At 60.7% G+C, this 18,050-nt stretch carries 14 protein-coding genes; 12 read left to right on the top strand and 2 right to left on the bottom strand.

What is annotated here, in order from left to right; translation table 11 throughout:
• Nucleotides 1–3: 3 nt before the first annotated feature.
• A complete protein-coding gene (locus GRI69_RS06620) occupies nt 4–1,026 on the top strand; it encodes an aldo/keto reductase (RefSeq protein ID WP_160727461.1) in 1,023 nt (340 codons plus the stop codon).
• Nucleotides 1,027–1,123: 97 nt separating this feature from the next.
• A complete protein-coding gene (locus tag GRI69_RS06615; RefSeq protein WP_337191037.1) occupies nt 1,124–1,798 on the top strand; it encodes a response regulator transcription factor in 675 nt (224 codons plus the stop codon).
• A 73-nt stretch (nt 1,799–1,871) separates the two neighbouring features.
• Here GRI69_RS06615 and GRI69_RS06610 read toward each other — a convergent pair whose 3' ends face one another.
• Nucleotides 1,872–4,622 (bottom strand): TonB-dependent receptor domain-containing protein, encoded by a 2,751-nt coding sequence (locus GRI69_RS06610; RefSeq protein WP_160727460.1) that lies wholly within the window; start codon nt 4,620–4,622, stop codon nt 1,872–1,874.
• 92 nt (nt 4,623–4,714) lie between these two features.
• Entirely contained in the window at nt 4,715–6,289 is a 1,575-nt protein-coding gene (locus tag GRI69_RS06605) for a hypothetical protein (RefSeq protein WP_160727459.1), read from the bottom strand.
• Nucleotides 6,290–6,528: 239 nt separating this feature from the next.
• Between GRI69_RS06605 and GRI69_RS06600 the strand changes: the two genes are divergently transcribed.
• The 10 genes from GRI69_RS06600 to GRI69_RS06555 all read left to right on the top strand — a co-directional run bounded on the left by GRI69_RS06600 (nt 6,529) and on the right by GRI69_RS06555 (nt 18,026).
• A complete protein-coding gene (locus GRI69_RS06600) occupies nt 6,529–6,912 on the top strand; it encodes a hypothetical protein (protein ID WP_160727458.1) in 384 nt (127 codons plus the stop codon).
• Nucleotides 6,913–7,071: 159 nt separating this feature from the next.
• Entirely contained in the window at nt 7,072–7,704 is a 633-nt protein-coding gene (locus GRI69_RS06595; RefSeq protein ID WP_160727457.1) for a lytic transglycosylase domain-containing protein, read from the top strand.
• Nucleotides 7,705–7,728: 24 nt separating this feature from the next.
• Nucleotides 7,729–8,016, top strand: coding sequence for a TrbC/VirB2 family protein (locus GRI69_RS06590; protein ID WP_160727511.1), 288 nt, complete (start codon nt 7,729–7,731; stop codon nt 8,014–8,016).
• Between the two features lies 1 nt (nt 8,017).
• Nucleotides 8,018–8,302 carry a VirB3 family type IV secretion system protein gene (locus tag GRI69_RS06585; RefSeq protein ID WP_160727456.1) on the top strand — a complete coding sequence of 95 codons (285 nt, stop codon included), beginning with the start codon at nt 8,018–8,020 and terminating at the stop codon, nt 8,300–8,302.
• Nucleotides 8,292–10,724, top strand: coding sequence for a VirB4 family type IV secretion/conjugal transfer ATPase (locus GRI69_RS06580; RefSeq protein ID WP_160727455.1), 2,433 nt, complete (start codon nt 8,292–8,294; stop codon nt 10,722–10,724). Before GRI69_RS06585 ends, GRI69_RS06580 begins: the two co-directional genes overlap by 11 nt.
• Nucleotides 10,721–11,893: a TrbL/VirB6 family protein gene (locus GRI69_RS06575; protein WP_160727454.1), complete on the top strand. Its 1,173-nt coding sequence runs from the start codon at nt 10,721–10,723 to the stop codon at nt 11,891–11,893. The genes GRI69_RS06580 and GRI69_RS06575 overlap by 4 nt, the downstream gene beginning before the upstream one ends.
• The gene (locus GRI69_RS06570) at nt 11,890–12,672 is read left to right on the top strand and encodes a TrbG/VirB9 family P-type conjugative transfer protein (RefSeq protein ID WP_160727453.1); all 783 of its coding nucleotides are present in this window, start codon (nt 11,890–11,892) and stop codon (nt 12,670–12,672) included. The genes GRI69_RS06575 and GRI69_RS06570 overlap by 4 nt, the downstream gene beginning before the upstream one ends.
• Nucleotides 12,672–13,787 carry a TrbI/VirB10 family protein gene (locus GRI69_RS06565; protein WP_160727452.1) on the top strand — a complete coding sequence of 372 codons (1,116 nt, stop codon included), beginning with the start codon at nt 12,672–12,674 and terminating at the stop codon, nt 13,785–13,787. The genes GRI69_RS06570 and GRI69_RS06565 overlap by 1 nt, the downstream gene beginning before the upstream one ends.
• Nucleotides 13,788–13,800: 13 nt before the next feature.
• The gene (gene virB11 / locus GRI69_RS06560) at nt 13,801–14,826 is read left to right on the top strand and encodes a P-type DNA transfer ATPase VirB11 (RefSeq protein WP_160727451.1); all 1,026 of its coding nucleotides are present in this window, start codon (nt 13,801–13,803) and stop codon (nt 14,824–14,826) included.
• Nucleotides 14,827–15,035: 209 nt separating this feature from the next.
• Nucleotides 15,036–18,026 carry a TonB-dependent receptor gene (locus GRI69_RS06555; RefSeq protein ID WP_202391867.1) on the top strand — a complete coding sequence of 997 codons (2,991 nt, stop codon included), beginning with the start codon at nt 15,036–15,038 and terminating at the stop codon, nt 18,024–18,026.
• The last annotated feature ends 24 nt before the right edge of the window (nt 18,027–18,050 follow it).

The raw sequence follows: 18,050 nt of genomic DNA, 5'->3' as shown, positions 1-18,050 counted from the left end.
GATATGGAATACGTCAATCTGGGCACTTCCGGAATGAAGGTCTCGCGGCTTTGCCTCGGGTGCATGAGCTATGGGGACACTACCAGGGGCTGGCACGGGGATTGGGTGCTCGGCGAAGACGAGAGCCGCCCCTTCATCCGGGAAGCGGTGGAGGCAGGTATCAACTTCTTCGATACGGCCAATATGTATTCCAAGGGGGCTTCGGAAGAGGTTGTCGGCAGGCTGCTGCCCGAATTCACCCACCGGGACGAAATCGTGGTGGCCACCAAGGCATACCTCCCGTGGCGGAACACTCCGAATGCGGGCGGTCTTTCACGCAAGAGCCTGCTGCAAGCCATCGATGATAGCCTCACTCGGCTGGATATGGATTATGTCGACCTGTTCCAGATCCACCGGTGGGACGAAACCACACCCATTGAGGAAACGATGGAGACGCTGCACGACATCGTGAAAGCGGGAAAAGCGCGTTATATCGGCGCGTCGTCCATGGCGGCATGGCAATTCGCGAAGGCGCAGGAGGCAGCACGAAGCCGTGGCTGGACCACCTTCGTCTCGATGCAGAACCACGTTAACCTGCTGTACCGCGAGGAGGAGCGCGAAATGATCCCGCTCTGTCGCGACCAGGGCGTGAGCCTGATTCCGTGGTCACCGCTCGCCCGCGGTCGACTGGCGAGAGCCTGGGACGAGACCACCGTGCGGAGCGAGACGGACGGTTTCGGAAAGACGCTCTACACCCAGAACATCGATGCCGACCGCGCAGTTATCGAGACTGTCGGCGCGATCGCGGAAGAGCGCGGCACGTCGCGTGCGACCGTCGCGCTTGCCTGGCATTTTGCAAAGGGGATCACTGCTCCCATCATCGGCGCTACGAAGCCGGGCCACATCGGTGCAGCGCTCGACGCGATGTCGCTTCGTCTGAGCGAAGAGGAAGTCGAGCGGCTTGAAGCGCCTTATCTGCCCAAGAGCCCTGTGGGCGTGCAGTCGACCGCTCCCGCATTCGGAAAGATCACAGCCAAGAACGGCTGACCGGCGACTGTTACAAACCGAACCCGACGGTCACACACCAGTCATATCCCTGCGCCATCGCTGATCCCCGATACAGGGGACCAGGGGACGCTCACCCGTGAACGTAATTACGATATTGATGACCGGCGAAGAGGCTGCCGACTTTGCCGATTTCGACCATGGCGATACGCGCTATGTTTTCGATCGGCTGACTGGCGCGGGTCCCCACCGGTTGCTCGAGGGACCGGTCTGCGCCTTCATCGACTGGGTGATGGACGAGATGTCCGGGCTGGAAATGTGTCGCCGCCTGCGGGCGGATGCGCGTACGTCCGACGCTCACATCACCATCGTCCTCGAAACCTGCGACCAGGAAGACAAGCGCCGCGCCCTTGCTGCAGGTGCCGACGATTACATGGTGGGGCCGGTCGAGCGGACGAATATCCTCGACCGTGTCCTGGCGCTGGGCACCGGACGCGCGACGACTGTATCGACACGCCCCTTCCAGCTGGGTGATCTGGAAATTGACCTCCCTGCCTTGCAGGCCCGCTGGCAGACGAAGCCTATCTCGCTTCGTCCCAACGAGTTCCGCCTGCTGCGGTTCTTTGCCGAGAACGCGGACAGGGTGCTCAGTCGGAACGAGCTTATCGACGGGCTGGGCAAGCAGGAGCCGCCGATCGACGAGCGCACGGTGGATGTATGGATCGGCCGCCTGCGACGCGCACTGCGCGACGTGGGGGCGGGCGACCCGATCCGCACGGTGCGGTCGCTGGGCTACGTCTACGACAGTCACTGATTTTCAGACCTGCCGATAAAAAAGGGCCGCTCCGGAAAGGAGCGGCCCCTGCAGTCTCTCCGAGGGATAGACCTCAGAACTTGACCGATGCGCCCAGGCTGAAGCTGCGGCCTACATCGTAGCTGTTGATCTCGATCCGGTTGGTACCGTTGGTCTGGAACTCTTCATGGCCCTGTCCGGTGAGGTTCCGCGCTTCCAGCTTAAGCTCGAATTCCTTGCCGGCCAGCTCGAAACCCTGGCGGACGACGAAGTCCAGCGTGAAGCCAGGCTCTTCGATGATGTCCGGAAGCGGACCCGCACCGCGGCTGGTGACCCGCTCGCTGGCGTATTTCAGCAGGACGGTGAACTGGCTCAGCCGGTCGAGGTCCTCGAGGCCCAATTGCAGGTTCACGAGGTGATCGGACTGGCCGGTCAGCGGGACGCCATTATCGAAGAAGTTGGTCGCCGGCTGGTCGGCAAAGGGGAAGACCCGTGCAATATCGTCAGGGCCAACCATGATTTCCGACTGCGTGTACGTGTAGTTGGCGATTGCCACCAATTGCTGGCTATCGAACCATCCGCCCAGATCGATCAGATCGTAGTTATACTGGAACTCGGCCTCCGCACCATACAGTTCGGCCTTCGGAGCATTCGCGAACCCGCTGACGATCTCGTTGTCCGAGAAGCTGGTGAAGACCTCGATCGGATTTTCGATGTCCTTGTAGAAGCCCGCCACGCTCGCGCGGCTGCCGCCGCCCATGTAATATTCGAGGCGTGCTTCGTAATTGGTCAGCTCGCTGTCGATGAGACGCGGGTTACCGTTGAACTGGCGGTTGGTTTCCGGATCGAAATAGGTCTGGAAGATCAGCTCGCGGAACTGCGGGCGAGCGATGGTCTTGGAGGCGCTGGCACGGAACTGGAGACTGTCTGTTACCTCCCAAGTAAGCGTGCCGCCCGGCAGCCAATAGTCGTTTTCCAGCAGTGTGCCGCTGTTCGAGCCGAGCGGTTCGGCAAACACTTCGACTGCTTCGACCGACTGGACAGCATCCTCGTAGCGAACTCCGACATCGAGTGTCAGCCGGTCGAACGGACGCAGGTTCACCTTGCCGTATCCGGCATGGATCTCCAGCGCTGCGGCAAAGGCCGGGTCCGACTGGGTCGTCTCGAAAATGATGAGCTCGTATGGCCCAATGCCGCCCGCTTCCTGCGCATCGCGATCGAAGGCGAAGTCGATCAGCGCATCGCCGAGAAGGTTGTCGGGGCGGAAGGCGCCGAACCCTTCGGGAAAGCCCGAGGATGCACGGATGTCGAACTCACGCCGCGTCGAAAAGCGGGCGGTGTCGGTATAGGCATAGCCGACGGTCGCGTTCAGCCAATCGCTAAAAGCGTAGCTGACATCCGCACCACCATACCACAGGTCTTCGGTCAGATCCGAGAAGCTGACGATCGCACCGCCGCGCTGGGGGTCGAGCGTGTTGAGATAGAGATCACCGTAGGGGTCGTTCTCGTTATTCGTACGGACATATTCAAAGGTCCATTCGAACGGAGCCTCGCGCTTTGTCTGGGCATAGCCGCCGCGCAAATCGATCGACAGATCGCCGAATTCGAGTTCGCCTACGAACTGGCTGTTGAACAGCTGGCGTTCGAACCAGGCGGTATCCTGGATCAGCGCATCGTCGCCATCCTGGAAATCGGTTCCTTCTTCCAGCGATGCACGCTTGAGCGTGTCGTGGATATAGAGATTGGTGAACCGGAACTTGTGCTCGGCAATCTCCAGGCCGAAGCCGAGTAGGCCGTTCACAAGGACGCGATTGTCGGTAACGAACTCTCGGAAATCCGTATCGAGTTCGAGTTCTTCGTTCACCGCGGTCTGCTTGGTGATGAGACGATTGCGCCACTTGTTGCTGATCGAACCGGTAGCGATGATCCCCAGCAGTCCGTCGGAGCCGACGTCGAATGAAGTTCCTGCAGTCACACCCGCGCTGAAGTTGGTTGGCACGTCTCCGATCTTCTGCAGCAGATACAGATTGGGATCGTTGATATCCTTGAGTATGGCGGTGGTATCGACGCCTTCGTCATTCACCCGTGCTCCGCTGTCGAAAAAGCCTTGGAGGGCACCGTAATTGGATACGTCTCGGCGCCCTTCGTCGAAGCCGGTCCAGTCGAGGTCGCCGCCGAAATAGGTGTAGCCCGGGCCGAAAGTGGTTTCGGTGTCGCCGCTGAGAGAGCCGCTGACGGTCAGGAAGCTTTCGGTCGGGATCGCGCGCGTGGTCAGGTTGATCACGCCGCCGCCGAATTCGCCCGGGAAGTTGGCCGAATAGGTTTTCTGGACGAGGCTGGACGCGACGACGCTGGTGGGGAAAATGTCGAGGGGAACGACCCGGCTGAGTGGCTGCGGCGAAGGTAGCGGCAATCCATTAAGCAGGGCGAGCGAGTAGCGGTCGCCAAGGCCGCGAACATACACGAGCCCGTTACCCTGCTGCGAAAGACCGGTAACGCGACCGAGAGCGCCGGCAATATCACCTTCGCCCGTGCGTGCGATGGATTCGGTGTCGAGCACCGTCACGACCTGCGGGGAGGCGCGGGTCACGTCGCGTGTACGGCGACCCGTGACCACGATGGTGCCGCCTGGAACGGAGATATCGGGCTGGGCCTCTTCCTCGACAATGTCGCCGGGAACGGTTGTGTTAGCCGCATCGACGTCGTCGGTAAGTTCTTCGTCGGGAACTTCGTCTTCGGTTGGCGGCGGACCTCCAGCACCCGTGCTCTGCGCAAAGGCGGCACTTGGGAAGGTCAGGGCGGTGGTGAGCAGGAGCAGTGCGGTTAGCTGCTTGCCGGATGACATGTGAGTGACCCCCTCAAATCAGGTCGAAAGCGTATCAATCGGATGAGTGAGCGGGGACGTGCGGCGCACGCCCCCGCTCCTTAGTCGTGCAATCAGTCGTAGACCGGCAGGCTGGTGCAAGCCGACGTGGAGCTGTCGAAAGTCACCGTGGCGGAGGTGCAGGTCCAGCCATTCACCCAGTCGGCATTTTCGGTGAAAACTGCGCCAATGCGGGCTGGCGTTTCAAAGAAGGGTGCCCAGGTGCTCACATCGAACACGGGGACGGCATCTTCGTTGGTTCCGTTAAGGAACAGCATCGAGAGAGTGTTCGTGAAGGCCGAATTGTTGTTGGTGCCATCATCGAAGACGCTTTCCATTTCGGCTGCAGTCGAACCCGAACCGTCACGGAACGGGGTTTCGCAGTCGAGCACGAAGCTATCGAATGCGACCGGCCCAGCTTCGTCGATCGAGGCGTCGGCAGCGCGGAAGAGTTCTTCCTGTCCGTCGACACGGAGGCATGCCGTGCCCTGGTTCGAAACGAGAACCGAGTTGGCGATCGAATAGTCGGCAAAGCCGCGGATCCGGATAGCCTGATCGTTGGCGTTCTGATGCACAAACGTGGCGTTCGAGATACGCGTGTTCTGACGCGGAGTGCTGTCGTTGAAGGCGTTGTCAGAATCCGATTCGATGATGGTATCACCGGCGCCGGGGCGCTGGATTGCGATGACATACTGCATATTGGCTTGGACGCCGGTGTCGGTATCGATCGCGTCATCTTCCGCACCGACCACGATCAGGTTCGATACGTTTACACGACCGCCGAAGAATTCGACGCCATCATCCGAGCTGTTGAAGCTCATGATGTGGCTGAGTTCGGTGCCCGAACCTGTACCCCCGGTGGTCAACGACTGAAGCTCGCTGTCACCGGAAAGGACGAAGCCAGAGTAACGAATCTGGACGTAGCTCATGCTGCCCGAGCTGTCCGCCGGAGTCGCGCCGCCGAAGATGGCAGGCTGGGCCGCGCCTTCGACCTGACGTTCGCAGTTCACCGTACCGGGAGTCGCGCCCGAAGCGATGCAATCGGTCACCGGAGCGCGACCAGACAGCACGACGCCGCCCCACTGGCCCGAAGAACTGTCGGTATTGAGACCCTGGACGTTGTCGCGGCTGGTGAAGATAATCGGGCGGTCGGCGGTGCCGTTAGCCTGAATGGTGTTGCCGCGATTGACGTTCAGGAAGCTCGATCCGGAAGCGTACACCATCACGCCGGGTTCAATCGTCAACTGGACATCGGTATCGGAAAGGCCGTCGCTGTCATCGGCGGCGGGTCCGCCGTCGGTGCCAACATCGACGCGGCCATTCATGCGATAGAGCAGGCCTTCGATGTAGGGCAAAGTCGAACTGGCGGTAAAGCGTGCAGGCATGGTGCAGACGCGATATTCGCCGGTCGGACCCGAAATGGTGCCGCTATCCGTCAGGCCGACCGGGTCGCTGATAGTCGGACAGCCTGCAGCCGGAGTAACCTCCGACGAAGGCGGGGTCGGGGTGGGTGTTGGTGTACCACCACCACCGCCGGGATTGATGATGACGTCGCCACCGGTGCCGGGTGAAACGATTTCATCTGCGCCGCAGCCGGCAAGGGCCAGTGCGGAAGTGCCTAGGATGAGCGAGCGGTGAAATTTGGTCACGGATGCGGTCCCCTCAAAAAACCGGATGAGTCGAGAAATTCGAATGCGAATTCGTTGATCGCGACTCGCCAGCTAGGAGCGGCGTGTGACAGTTTGTGTCGCTTCATGACCGTTATGTTGCAGTTTCAACAGATTTCGGATCGTTCGGCGCACATTTCAGAAATATGACAATGTTACGGTTTTGTTGCAGATGTAGGTTTGGCGTCGTATCGATTCCCCATAAGTTTGGGAGAACGACAATGTCTTTATTGGCTGCAACCATGCTGCTTTTCGCCGCAGAGGCTCCGGTGATGATCGTTTCAGCGCCCGAAGCTGAATACGATATCGGTTATGATGAACTCCTCGCAGGCGAAGATCGTGCCGCACTTGAGGCGATCGAGAATTGCAAGAATTTGCCAACCGATGATCCGGCTCGCCAAATCAACCACGGCATCGCGCTCGCGCGTCTCGGTGATTATGGAGAGGCTCGCGAAAGATTCGATGCCGCGGCCCGCAACGCGGAGCGGTACGAATTGCAGACGTCCACCGGCGATTGGATCGATTCCAAGGTGATTGCTCGCCGTGGCCTGGCAATGCTCGATCAAGGCGAGTTCCGCGGCTACGAGGCTTTAGCCGTTCGCTAATTATTCCCGCCACCGGGAATCTCCTGACTAGGCCCGCTCCTCCATCCCGGAGGTGCGGGCCTTCTCTTTGCAGGGGCAAGGAATTCTGGTACATTCAGGGTCTTGTCACCCCATTGTCATGTAGGGTGGTCACTGGGGTCGCACGGAGGGCGTACGACAATGATTCGCGCACGCTTTGCGCCATATGCAGGATTGGCCTGCCTGGCGCTTACTGCTTTCCCGGTGAAAGCGGATGTCTTGGAGATCGACGCTGACGGCGCGCGCTGGATTGCCGGCGGAGAGGCCGCGATGGCTCCTGCCCAAGCCATGAGCGCAGAATTTGCAACGCCCATCGCAGAAGTTCCGGCGGATATCTGGGTGCCGGAAACTGTAGTCGCTGTTCCGGAAAACCACGCGCAGGGCATTCCCGAAATCTATCGGGCCAAAGTGGCGGAACTCGCCGCGCGGTTCGACCTCAGTCCTTCCCTGATCGAAGCGATGGTCTGGCAGGAAAGCCGATGGCGGCACAATGCCGTGTCGCCGGTCGGTGCGCAGGGGCTTGCCCAGTTGATGCCGGGGACGGCCCGCGACATGGGCGTCGACCCGCGCGATCCGTTCGCCAACCTCGAAGGCGGCGCGCGGTATTTGCGCGAGCAGCTCGACCGGTTCGATGGCGACCTGGAGAAAGCGCTTGCGGCGTATAACGCCGGGCCGGGCCGGGTAGAGCGTGCGAACGGAATTCCGCGCATCCGCGAAACACAGAATTACGTGGCCTCCATCATGGGCCGCCTTGCCGATCACTCACGGGAGTAGAATAACTTGAAATCGCTTTTCGCAATGGTGGCCGGATTGGCTGCACTTTTCGGTCCAACCGCCGCCCTCGCACAAACGATGCAGAGCGATCCGGCCGGGTCCGGGCCCATCGTCAATGCGCTGGGCTGGCTGCAGGGTACGTTGCTGGGCAATGTCGCTACTGCCGTTGCAGTGATGGCGGTTGCCGCGGTCGGCTTCATGATGCTGACGGGCCGCCTCAATTGGCGCTTCGGTGCGACGGTGATCATCGGCGTATTCATCCTTTTCGGTGCGGCTTCGATCGTTGCTGGTATCCAGGGCGTCGCGGCCTGACATGACTGCGCTCGTCCGCCACCCCGTCCACAGGGCGCTTACGCGGCCGCAGATGTTTGCGGGCGTGACGTTCAACTATTTCATCATCAACGGGGTGGTGACGACCGAGGTGTTCCTGATCACCGGCAGTTTCTGGGCGCTGTTCGCGGCGCTGGTGATGCACGGGGTCGGCTATTTCGCCTGCCTGCGCGAGCCGCGCATTTTCGACCTCTGGATGACCAAGGTGTCGAAATGCCCGCGCGTGAAGAACTATAAGCGCTGGGGGTGTAACAGCTATGCCGCGTAAGGATAAATGGATCGGGCCCGCTTCGTGGAGTGCGAAAGAGGCTCGCGCGGGCGATCGGCTACCCTATGCCAGGCTAGTCGACGAGCATACCGTACTGATGCGCGACGGCAGCTTGATGACTGCGATCCAGGTTCCCGGCCTCCTTTTCGAGACGGAGGATAGCGAAGCCCTCAACGCTCATGCCGCCACGCGCGAGGTAATGCTCCGCAGCACGCTCGACGCGCGTTTCGTCATGTATCACCACGTCATTCGTCGCCGTGTCTCGGTGGAACTCGACGCGGAATTCCCCGATCCGATCAGTCGCCATATCGATGCCCGGTGGAAGGAACGTCTCGGCTCCGGCCAGTTGTTCGTGAACGACCAGTTCATCACGCTGATCCGGCGCCCCGCAAGAGGCAAGGCTGGCCTGGTCGAACGGATTTCGAAGAGAGCGAAGCGTCGCAATCACGAACTGGAAGCCGATCCGAAAGATCTGCGATCGCTGAGGGCGGCATCGCAAGGATTGGTCGCTTCCTTGCAGGCTTACGGGGCAACGGTCCTCGGGGACTACGTTGGGCCGCAAGGCAATGTGAATTCGGAAATGCTGGAGCTGCTTTCGGCTCTCTACAATGGCGAGATGCGCCCGGTCCGCAAGCCATCGGATGATGTCGATCTCGGCATGATGCTGCCTTATCGCCGCGTGAGCTTCGGTCTCGACGCGCTCGAAATGCGTGGTTCGGGATCGCCCGATTTCGCCTCTATTCTCGGCCTCAAGGATTATCCCGAAGCGACCAGTCCGGGCTTGCTCGATGGGCTTCTGCGCCTGCCGTTCGAGATGGTCGTTTCCGAAAGTTATGCGCCCGCCGAGCGCCAGACTGCCCGCGAACGGATGGACCTTGCGATCCGCCGCCTCAAGAGTGCAGATGAAGAGGCTGCCGCCGAACGAGCCGACATGATGGCCGCGCGCGATGCGCTGGGTAATGGCGCAGTCGGGTTTGGCGATCATCACCTGACCGTTATGGTCAAGGAACGTGACCTCGGCCGGCTCGACGATGCTACCGCCGCCTGTGCCGCCGCGCTTGCAGATACCGGTGCGATCGCCGTTCGCGAGGACACCAATCTCGAACCGGCCTTCTGGGGCCAGTTCCCAGGCAACGAAGGCTATCTCGTCCGCCGCGCTCTGATTTCGAGCGCAAATATGGCGAGCTTCGGCAGCCTCCATGGATTCGCGCTCGGGCAAGCGCAGGGCAATCACTGGGGCGAGGCGGTGACGCTGCTGGAAACCACCAGCGCGACGCCCTTCTTCTTCAATTTCCATCACGGCGACCTGGGCAATTTCTCGGTCATCGGGCCGTCCGGTTCAGGCAAGACCGTGGTTATGAACTTCCTTGCCGCGCAGGCGCAGAAATTCGCGCCCCGTACGATCCTGTTCGACAAGGATCGCGGTGCCGAACTGTTCGTCCGCGGCATCGGCGGAAGCTACGACAGTATCCGGGCTGGCGAGCCGACCGGGTTCAACCCGATGGCTTTGCCCGACACGGCGGGAAACAAGGCGTTCCTGCGCGACTGGCTGTCGGTCCTGCTCAAGGCGGAGGGCCCGGAAGAGGACGCGACGATAGCGCATGCGGTCGATGCCGCTTATGCAAATGACGCAAGCCTGCGCCGCCTACGCAATTTCAAGGAACTGCTTTCGGGAAGTCGCCGCCCGCAGCCCGGCGATCTGGCGGATCGCCTGGGCGCTTGGATCGGGGAGGGCGAGAATGCTTGGCTCTTCGACAATGCCGAAGACAAGCTGGACCTAACCGCGCGCGTGCTCGGCTTCGACATGACCGCGCTGCTTGAAAACCCGAAGTTGCGCACACCGGTCATGATGTACCTATTTCACCGGATAGAAGAACGTCTGGACGGCAAGCCCACGATGATCCTGATCGATGAGGGGTGGAAGGCGCTCGACGACGAGGTATTCGCAGCCCGCATCCGCGACTGGCTCAAGACGTTGCGTAAACGCAACGCACTCGTCGGTTTCGCCACGCAGTCTGCCCGCGATGCGCTGGAAAGCCGTATTTCCACCGCATTGGTCGAGCAGACCGCGACCATGGTCTTCATGCCCAACTCCCGCGCCCGCGCAGAGGATTACTGTGACGGGTTCGGCCTGACGAGCCACGAGCTGGCGCTGATCCGCAGCCTGCCCGCACACAGCCGCTGCTTCCTCGTGCGCCAACCCGATGCAAGCGTAGTAGTGCGCCTGGATCTTTCAGGTGCGCCCGAAGTGCTGACACTGCTTTCGGGCCGCGAGAGTTCGGTTCGTCGTCTCGACGTGCTGCGCGCAGCCATGGGCGATGCGCCCGCCGACTGGTATCCCACGCTTACTGGCTCCGCGTGGCCGGGCGGGCCGAACGATGCCATGGGCGATGATTTCGAAATAGGATTGGCCGCAGAATGACCAGCGCTGCGTGCCAGCAAGTCGCCCAGCAGGTAGGCAACGGCGTCGCCGCAGCGCTGCGGAGCGTTGACTGCGTGGCGGGCGAAGCAAGCGCGCAGGCTTTCGGCAAGCTGTTCGCGCCGGGCGGCGCACTTGGCACCACACTTACGATAATTCTCACTCTGTATATCGCGATCTTCGGCTTCCTGCTGCTGACCGGCCGAACCAATATCGGGGTCCGCGCGCTGGTGCCGCGCATGATGACCCTCGGGCTCGTGCTGACCTTCGCGACGAGCTGGGTCGCCTACCAGAGCGTGGTGTGGAACATGTTCGTTCTCGCGCCAGACTGGTTGGCGGGTCAGCTGACCGGTACGCAGGGTTCCGCAACCGACGTCTTCGCGCAGAAGATCGATGTCGTCTTCATTGCGATCCAGGAAGCCAGCGGCAATAATCAGGATTTCTCGGCGTTTTCACCCCACGGGATGATGTGGCTCGGCGCGATGCTGTTCATGCTCGGCACCGTAGGTTTGCTGGTCACCACCAAGATCGCGCTCGGCATCCTCGTTGCTCTGGGGCCAGTCTTCGTCGTGCTGGCGCTGTTCAACGGTACGCGAGGCCTCTTCACAGGTTGGCTGAAAGGCGTGGTAATGTGCGCTCTGGCACCGCTCTTCGCGGTTCTGGGTGGCTCGATCATGCTCGAACTCGCAGTTCCCATCCTTTCAGCGCTCACGGCACAGCCGGGTGTCGTTCCGGCGCAGGCAGGCATGGCCTTTTTCATGATCGGGGCGGTGCATGTCGCACTGATGATCATGGTGCTGAAAGTTGCCGGAGCGATGGTATCCGGATGGACGGTCTTCGGTCTCGTTCCGTCGAAAGAGGAGAGCAGCAGCGGCTCACTGCCCGCTCCCGCTGCGACAACATATGTCTCGCAGCCGCTTGCGCAGGCGCAGGCCGCCACCCAGGCGAGCGAGCAGGCCCGGCGCATCGACGTCTCGGCCATCGCCACCAGCGCTGCGGCCAATGACAGTGGGGCAGGAACAACCTCGCGCACAACCAAGGTATATGCGACCGCATCAGGCGGCGCACAGACCGGACCGGTCGCCGCCGGTCCAAGCCGCACGTCCGGTATCGGCAGCCGGTTCAAATCGGCCCCCCCGCGCAGTCTCGGTTCAACGGAGAAACACTCATGAAACGCGCGCTACTTTCCGCGCTTGCCCTTTCTGTCGTCCTGCCTTTGTGCGCTACACCGGCACTTGCCGACCCGCGCCTGCAGGAGGTCATGTATGACGAGACGGAAGTTTTCACGCTTCCGGGCCGCGTCAATGTGCAGGCCAGCATCATTTTCGGTGAGGATGAGACGATCGAGAATGTGGCGATCGGCAATTCGCAGACATGGCAGGTCACGCCGAACAAGCGCGCCAACATCCTGTTCGTGAAACCGCTCGAGCCGCGCGCGGCCACCAATCTCACAGTGGTGACCAGCAAGCGCACCTACCTGTTCGACCTCGTTGCCAGCCCGAATGCGAAGCCGCTCTATGTGTTGCGCTTCGACTATCCGATTGATCCCGAGGAAGAAGCGCGCAAGGCGGAGCTGGCACAGGCCGCCGCCCAGCAGCCGGAGACTCCGGCCGATCCTTTCTCCGCGGTCGATCCAGCCGATCTCAACTTTGCCTGGAACGGTGAGGGCGATACGGCCTTACTGCCCGAGCGCGCCTTCGATGATGGCGAGGCCACGTTCCTTACATGGCCGGTCGGCCGCGACGTACCGGCTATCCTCGTAACCAATGCTAAGGGCGATGAAGGTCCGGTCAATTACACCGTGCGCGGCGACACCATCGTCATCGATGGCGTGCCGCGTTCGATTATCCTGCGTGCGGGTGAAGAAAGTGCCACGCTCGTCAATTTCGGACCCGAGCGTGCATCCGCCCAGCGTTCCGATGCCGAATTCGCCCAGAGGGGAGACAAGTAATGCGCCTTGCCAACCGCATCCCGGAAAACACCACGGTCGCCAACGATACCGACCCGCGTGACGATAGCGATGCCGAGATCATCGATCTTGCGCAGCGCAACGCGTTCCCTGCGGTTGCGCGGCCGGGTGGCAAGGGCGATGCCATGGGTATGGTCGCCGGGATCGCTATCGTCGCCGGACTCGGTGCAGTGACGCTCTGGAGCATGGATTCAGCTCGCGTCCCGGAACCGCAGGGCGTTGGAAACCCGCAAGTAGCTGCGCAACCGGCTGCCACACCCGCCGCGCCTCCCGCGGTCACGATCGAACGCCCGACCCCGGCGCAGCAGGCCGCAATGGCCGATCCGGCTCCCGCACCTGTACTTTCCGCAGCTCCCGAACCGCAGGCGATGGGCAATCCCTATAACAATCCAACTGTCGTCTTCGATTCCAGCAGCGCGCTAGCAGCGGCGGCCGAGGGTGTGGCAATGGAAGCTGCGGAAGGCGGCGCCGAAACTGCGACTGGCAATTCTGCTGGCGATTTCGCAAGCCGCGTTGGCGGCGTTGGCGGTGCTCCTGCGCAGGCCAAGGCGATGACCAATCCATCGACTACGGTCACGCAGGGTACGCTGATCCCGGCAATCCTGGAGACTGCGATCGATACCAATGTGCCCGGCTATGTCCGCGCCGTGGTGAGCCAGGATGTCCGCAGCTTCGACGGCAGGCGGGTCCTTGTCCCGCGTTCGAGCCGCCTGATCGGTCAATACCAATCCGGAATGCAGAACGGCCAGAAACGCGCATATGTCATCTGGACCCGGCTGATCCGGCCTGATGGAGCATCGGTCAATCTGGCTTCGCCTGCCATCGGGTTCGATGGCACGACGGGTCTCGCGGGAGAGGTGTCCGGCAACGGGTTCTTCAAGCGCTTCGGATCGGCCATGTTGCTCTCGGTCGTCGGCGGACTGGGAACGCTGGCCACCGGCGGAGCGGGCGGCATCGTCCTTGGGGGTGCAAGCCAGTCAGCAGCAGCCACGGCAGCCCAGCAGGACGGGCAACGCGGGCCGACCGTGCGGGTCCGCCAGGGAGAACCGATCCGCATCTTCACCGCGCGCGATCTCGATTTTTCGCGTGTAAGCTGATCCAGTTCATCCGGTGAGCGCCGATATCCATCCTTTCCTGCTGGACGAACATCCGGAAGAAGACGCGCCGAATGTCGACCTGCAAGGCGAACGCAGCGTCTATCTCGAAGCCTATCTCAGGCCATTCGCAGAATGGCTGGAGCGCGACACGGTAACGGAAATCCTCGTCAACCGCCCCGGAGAAATCTGGGTCGAAGACGCGGCGGCAGGCGGAATGCAGAAGATCGTCCGTCCCGATATCGACGACCGTTTGATCCAGCGCCTCGCCGAACAGGTTGCTCGGGTAAGCCATCAGGGAATCAACCGGGAACACCCCTTGCTGGGTGCTACCTTGCCTGACGGCGCGCGCGTGCAGTTCTGCGGACCGCCAGCAGCGCGCAAGCATTGGGCCATGGCGATCAGGCGTCACAGGAGGCTGGACCTTCCGCTCGACGCTTATGACACCGGGCCACTGAAGCCAGCAGAACAGGGCGCAATGCCCGATGCCCAGGCGGAGCCTGTACCCTTCCTGCGCGAAGCGATCCGCCAGCGTCGCACCATTCTTGTTTCAGGCGGTACCAGCACCGGCAAGACCACCTTCCTCAACGCCATGCTTGGAGAAATTCCCAAGCAGGAACGCGTGGTATTGGTGGAGGATACGCCGGAACTCAAACTACCCGGAGAGAACGGTGTGGGTCTGGTCGCCGTAAAAGGCGAGCTGGGCGAAGCGAAGGTCACCGCAAACGAACTGCTGCAGGCTGCTCTTCGACTGCGCCCGGATCGGATCGTGCTGGGAGAATTGCGGGGCGCCGAAAGCGTCAGCTTCCTGCGCGCCATCAACACCGGGCACCCGGGCAGCTTTTCGACCATTCATGCCAACTCCCTGAGCGGAGCGCTCGAGCAGTTGTCGCTAATGGTGATGCAAACCGGCATAGGTCTGACCAGGGCGGATACAATCGCCTACGCTGCCAGCGTAATCGATGTCTTCGTGCAACTCAGCCGCGATTCAAGCGGGAAGCGGGGCATTGCACACATCGCCCAAAGCCACGAGTTGCTTTGACACTACCAGCAATGCCGTAGGGTAAGCGAAGCCTTACATCCCAATGCCGTAGCGGAAATTTAGAATCCCAAGTTTGCTGCGTTGCAACAACAAATCGCAAGCGCTCGATTGTGCGCAACATTCCTGCGCAAAACCTTGTTTGCATACGAATGTGTGATAGTTTCCTCCCGGGCCTCCGTCATGAGAGGTGAGGGATGAGGAGAGGGATTATGAGGATCAGGGCAACCCTGATGGCTGGCATCTGTGCCGGTGCTTTTGCAGTTCCAGCTTACGCTCAAGATGTTACCGGAGGCGACAGCGAATCCGGAATCGCGGAAGAAACCACCAACGAACGTATCATTATCGTGACCGCTCAGCGCCAGGCGCAGAGCCTGCAGGAAGTTCCCATTGCAGTCAGCGCGTTCGACAGCGAAGCGCTCGAGGCACAGCAGATCGAGAACGCCAGCGACCTCCAACTCACGCTGCCCAACGTATCGTTCACGAAATCCAACTTTACGGCGTCCAGCTTCACCATTCGCGGTATCGGCGACTTGTGTGTGGGTGTCACCTGCGATGCGGCGACAGCCATTCACGTAAACGGATCGCCCCTTTTCGGAACGCGTCTTTTCGAAACCGAGTATTTCGATCTTGAGCGCGTCGAAGTTCTGCGCGGTCCCCAAGGAACGCTCTTCGGCCGAAATGCGACCTCTGGCGTCGTCAATGTGGTGACCGCCAAGCCCGACCTTTCGGGCTTCGGAGCGGCGGCCGAATTCGAATACGGCAATTACGAGAGCGTCCGGGTCAAGGGTATGGTCAACGTGCCGATCGGTGATGCGATCGGGGTTCGGCTGGCGGGCTATTATCTCAACCGCGATGGCTATACGGAAAATCTATATGACGACACGCGCATAGACGGCCGCGACATGTATGCCATTCGCGGCTCCTTGCGGTTCGAGCCCACGGCGTCCACGACCATCGACCTCATGGGCTTCTATTTCCGTGAGAACGACGATCGGCTTCGTATCCAGAAGCAGACCTGTCAGCGTGATCCCACGGGCGTGCTTGGCTGCCTAAATACGCGTCGCGATTTCGACAGCACCCATGCCAATGCCACGCTCGCCTCCGTGCTGACCTCGGTCGAATTGTTCCGTATCCAGGGAATACCGGAGTCCTTCGCCCTCGGTAGCGTGTATGGGCCGGACGGATTTGCCAATTTCGACGAACCGGACGACGTCCGGCAGGTCAATACGCCATTCACGCCCGAATATTTCGCGGACGAATTGCAGGTTCAGGCCCATCTCGATCAGGGGCTGGGTGCGATGAACCTGTCGGTAACCGGACTGTATCAGGAAACGACGGTCGACTCCCGCCAGGATTACAACCTCGGCGTGCTCGATCGCAGTGGCTACGCAGCAGGTCTGAACACGCTGCAATTCTTTGCCGATAACGGCGTGCCGATTACCGATCCCGATACCGGCGCCATCATCGGCTTCGTTCCGGGAACGAGCGCGTATTTCTCGCCGATCGCCGAGGCACTTATTCCGAACGGTCCGAACGGCGTGCTCTGCACATCGGACAATGACGACGAGAACCTCGGGTCCTACGAAGGCAATTCGATCTGTTCCGACGTGCCGCTCTCATTCGACCGCTCGGTGCAGTACCAAACGGCCTGGTCTGCCGAAGCGATCCTATCGAGCGATTTCGACGGCCCGTTGAATTTCCTAGTGGGTGGAATCTACGCAGAGACCGAAGTCGAAGAAAACAGCTATTATGTGAACGCATTCGGGCTCGATTACGCCACGGGTATTCTGGGTACTTTTTCGGCGCTCGCGAATGGCCTGCCGCCATCCTACCTCGCCACGTCGATGTACCGGAACAACACGACGGACTTCAAACTGGAAAGCTTCGGTATCTTCGGCGAAGTCTATTTCGATATTACCGACCGCTTGAAATTCACCGGTGGATTACGTTACAACGACGATACGAAGACCGTTTCGGCTCGGACGACATTGGCCGACTTCCTCAATCCCTTCTCGAACGACGGAGATCCGTTCACTTCGCCATTCGCTGGCGGGTTTGATGCGGACCCGGGTATTGATGGCCCCCAGTCCCTCCATGTGCGGGACGTTTCCTTCAACGAAATCACGGGCCGTGCGGTCCTAGACTACGAAGTAAGCCCTGACAGCAACCTCTATTTCTCGTACTCGCGGGGATACAAGTCCGGCGGCATCAACCCGCCACTTTCACCGGTATTCGACGTCGATGAAAGCTTCGGTTCGGAGAGCATCGACGCCTTCGAGATCGGTTCGAAGAATACATTCCTGAACGGTGCGGCGCAGGTGAACCTCACCGGGTTCTACTACAAATACAAGGATCTCCAGCTAAGCCGTATTGTAGCCCGCACATCGGTCAATGACACGATTGATGCCGATATCTGGGGCGTGGAACTGGAGACGATCATTTCGCCCAGCTACAATTGGCTGATCAACATGAACGTCAGCTACCTCAACGCAGAAGTTGCCGGAGATCAGTTCTTCTCCAACCCGCGTGATCCAGGTGGCGGCGATCCGGATGCCGTGATCATCAAGGACCTTGGCAATGGTTCGCTTTGCGCAGTGACCGGGGCTGGAGCCGATGGCTTCGTAAGTTTCCTCAATCCGTTCTTCGGACTTCAGGGAACAACCGAATTCCCGGATGACAGCGGTATCGCATCGTCGGGTGCCTTCGGCATCTGCGACATTTACGCTGCCGCTGCTGCGGGCGCGATCGGCTCGGTAAATCCGGACCTAGCGCCTTTGCAGCCAGTACTCGACGGTTTCGGTCCGATCAGCGTCCTTAGCCCCGGTGTGGAGGTTAACCTCAAAGGCAACAAGCTACCGCAGGCACCTGAATTCAAGGCATCCGTGGGGGTTCAGTACACCGCCGAATTTGGGAGCGGCTGGTCGCTCGTGCCGCGCGTCGACATTGCCATGACTGGCGAGCAGTACGGAAATGTCTTCAACGGCAATGTGAACCGTATCGAGCCTTTCGTTCAGGCGAACGCGCAGGTCCAGCTCAACTCACCGGACCAGCGTTTCTACGTGAGGGGCTTCGTCCAGAACATGTTCGATTCAGACTCGGTGACCGGCCTCTACCTGACCGATGCATCGTCGGGTAACTTCACGAATATCTTTACGCTCGATCCACGGCGGTATGGCGTCGCGGTAGGAGCCAAGTTCTAAATCCTGTTTACCCGCGGGAGAGGG

The sequence above is a fragment of the Qipengyuania vulgaris genome (assembly GCF_009827325.1).
In the GTDB taxonomy this organism is placed as follows: Bacteria; Pseudomonadota; Alphaproteobacteria; order Sphingomonadales; family Sphingomonadaceae; genus Qipengyuania; species Qipengyuania vulgaris.
The sequence above is the reverse complement of the archived record's forward strand: the minus strand, read 5'-3'. Positions and strand labels throughout refer to the sequence as shown.

What these genes read in the sequence shown, in the direction of transcription:
- GRI69_RS06620 (WP_160727461.1), top strand. Translation starts at nt 4, where the DNA reads ATGGAATACGTCAATCTGGGCACTTCCGGAATGAAGGTCTCGCGGCTT.
- GRI69_RS06595 (WP_160727457.1), top strand. Translation starts at nt 7,072, where the DNA reads ATGATTCGCGCACGCTTTGCGCCATATGCAGGATTGGCCTGCCTGGCG.
- GRI69_RS06575 (WP_160727454.1), top strand. Translation starts at nt 10,721, where the DNA reads ATGACCAGCGCTGCGTGCCAGCAAGTCGCCCAGCAGGTAGGCAACGGC.
- GRI69_RS06580 (WP_160727455.1), top strand. Translation starts at nt 8,292, where the DNA reads ATGCCGCGTAAGGATAAATGGATCGGGCCCGCTTCGTGGAGTGCGAAA.
- GRI69_RS06590 (WP_160727511.1), top strand. Translation starts at nt 7,729, where the DNA reads ATGGTGGCCGGATTGGCTGCACTTTTCGGTCCAACCGCCGCCCTCGCA.
- GRI69_RS06555 (WP_202391867.1), top strand. Translation starts at nt 15,036, where the DNA reads ATGAGGATCAGGGCAACCCTGATGGCTGGCATCTGTGCCGGTGCTTTT.
- GRI69_RS06585 (WP_160727456.1), top strand. Translation starts at nt 8,018, where the DNA reads ATGACTGCGCTCGTCCGCCACCCCGTCCACAGGGCGCTTACGCGGCCG.
- GRI69_RS06565 (WP_160727452.1), top strand. Translation starts at nt 12,672, where the DNA reads ATGCGCCTTGCCAACCGCATCCCGGAAAACACCACGGTCGCCAACGAT.
- GRI69_RS06570 (WP_160727453.1), top strand. Translation starts at nt 11,890, where the DNA reads ATGAAACGCGCGCTACTTTCCGCGCTTGCCCTTTCTGTCGTCCTGCCT.
- GRI69_RS06610 (WP_160727460.1), bottom strand. Translation starts at nt 4,622, where the DNA reads ATGTCATCCGGCAAGCAGCTAACCGCACTGCTCCTGCTCACCACCGCC.
- GRI69_RS06600 (WP_160727458.1), top strand. Translation starts at nt 6,529, where the DNA reads ATGTCTTTATTGGCTGCAACCATGCTGCTTTTCGCCGCAGAGGCTCCG.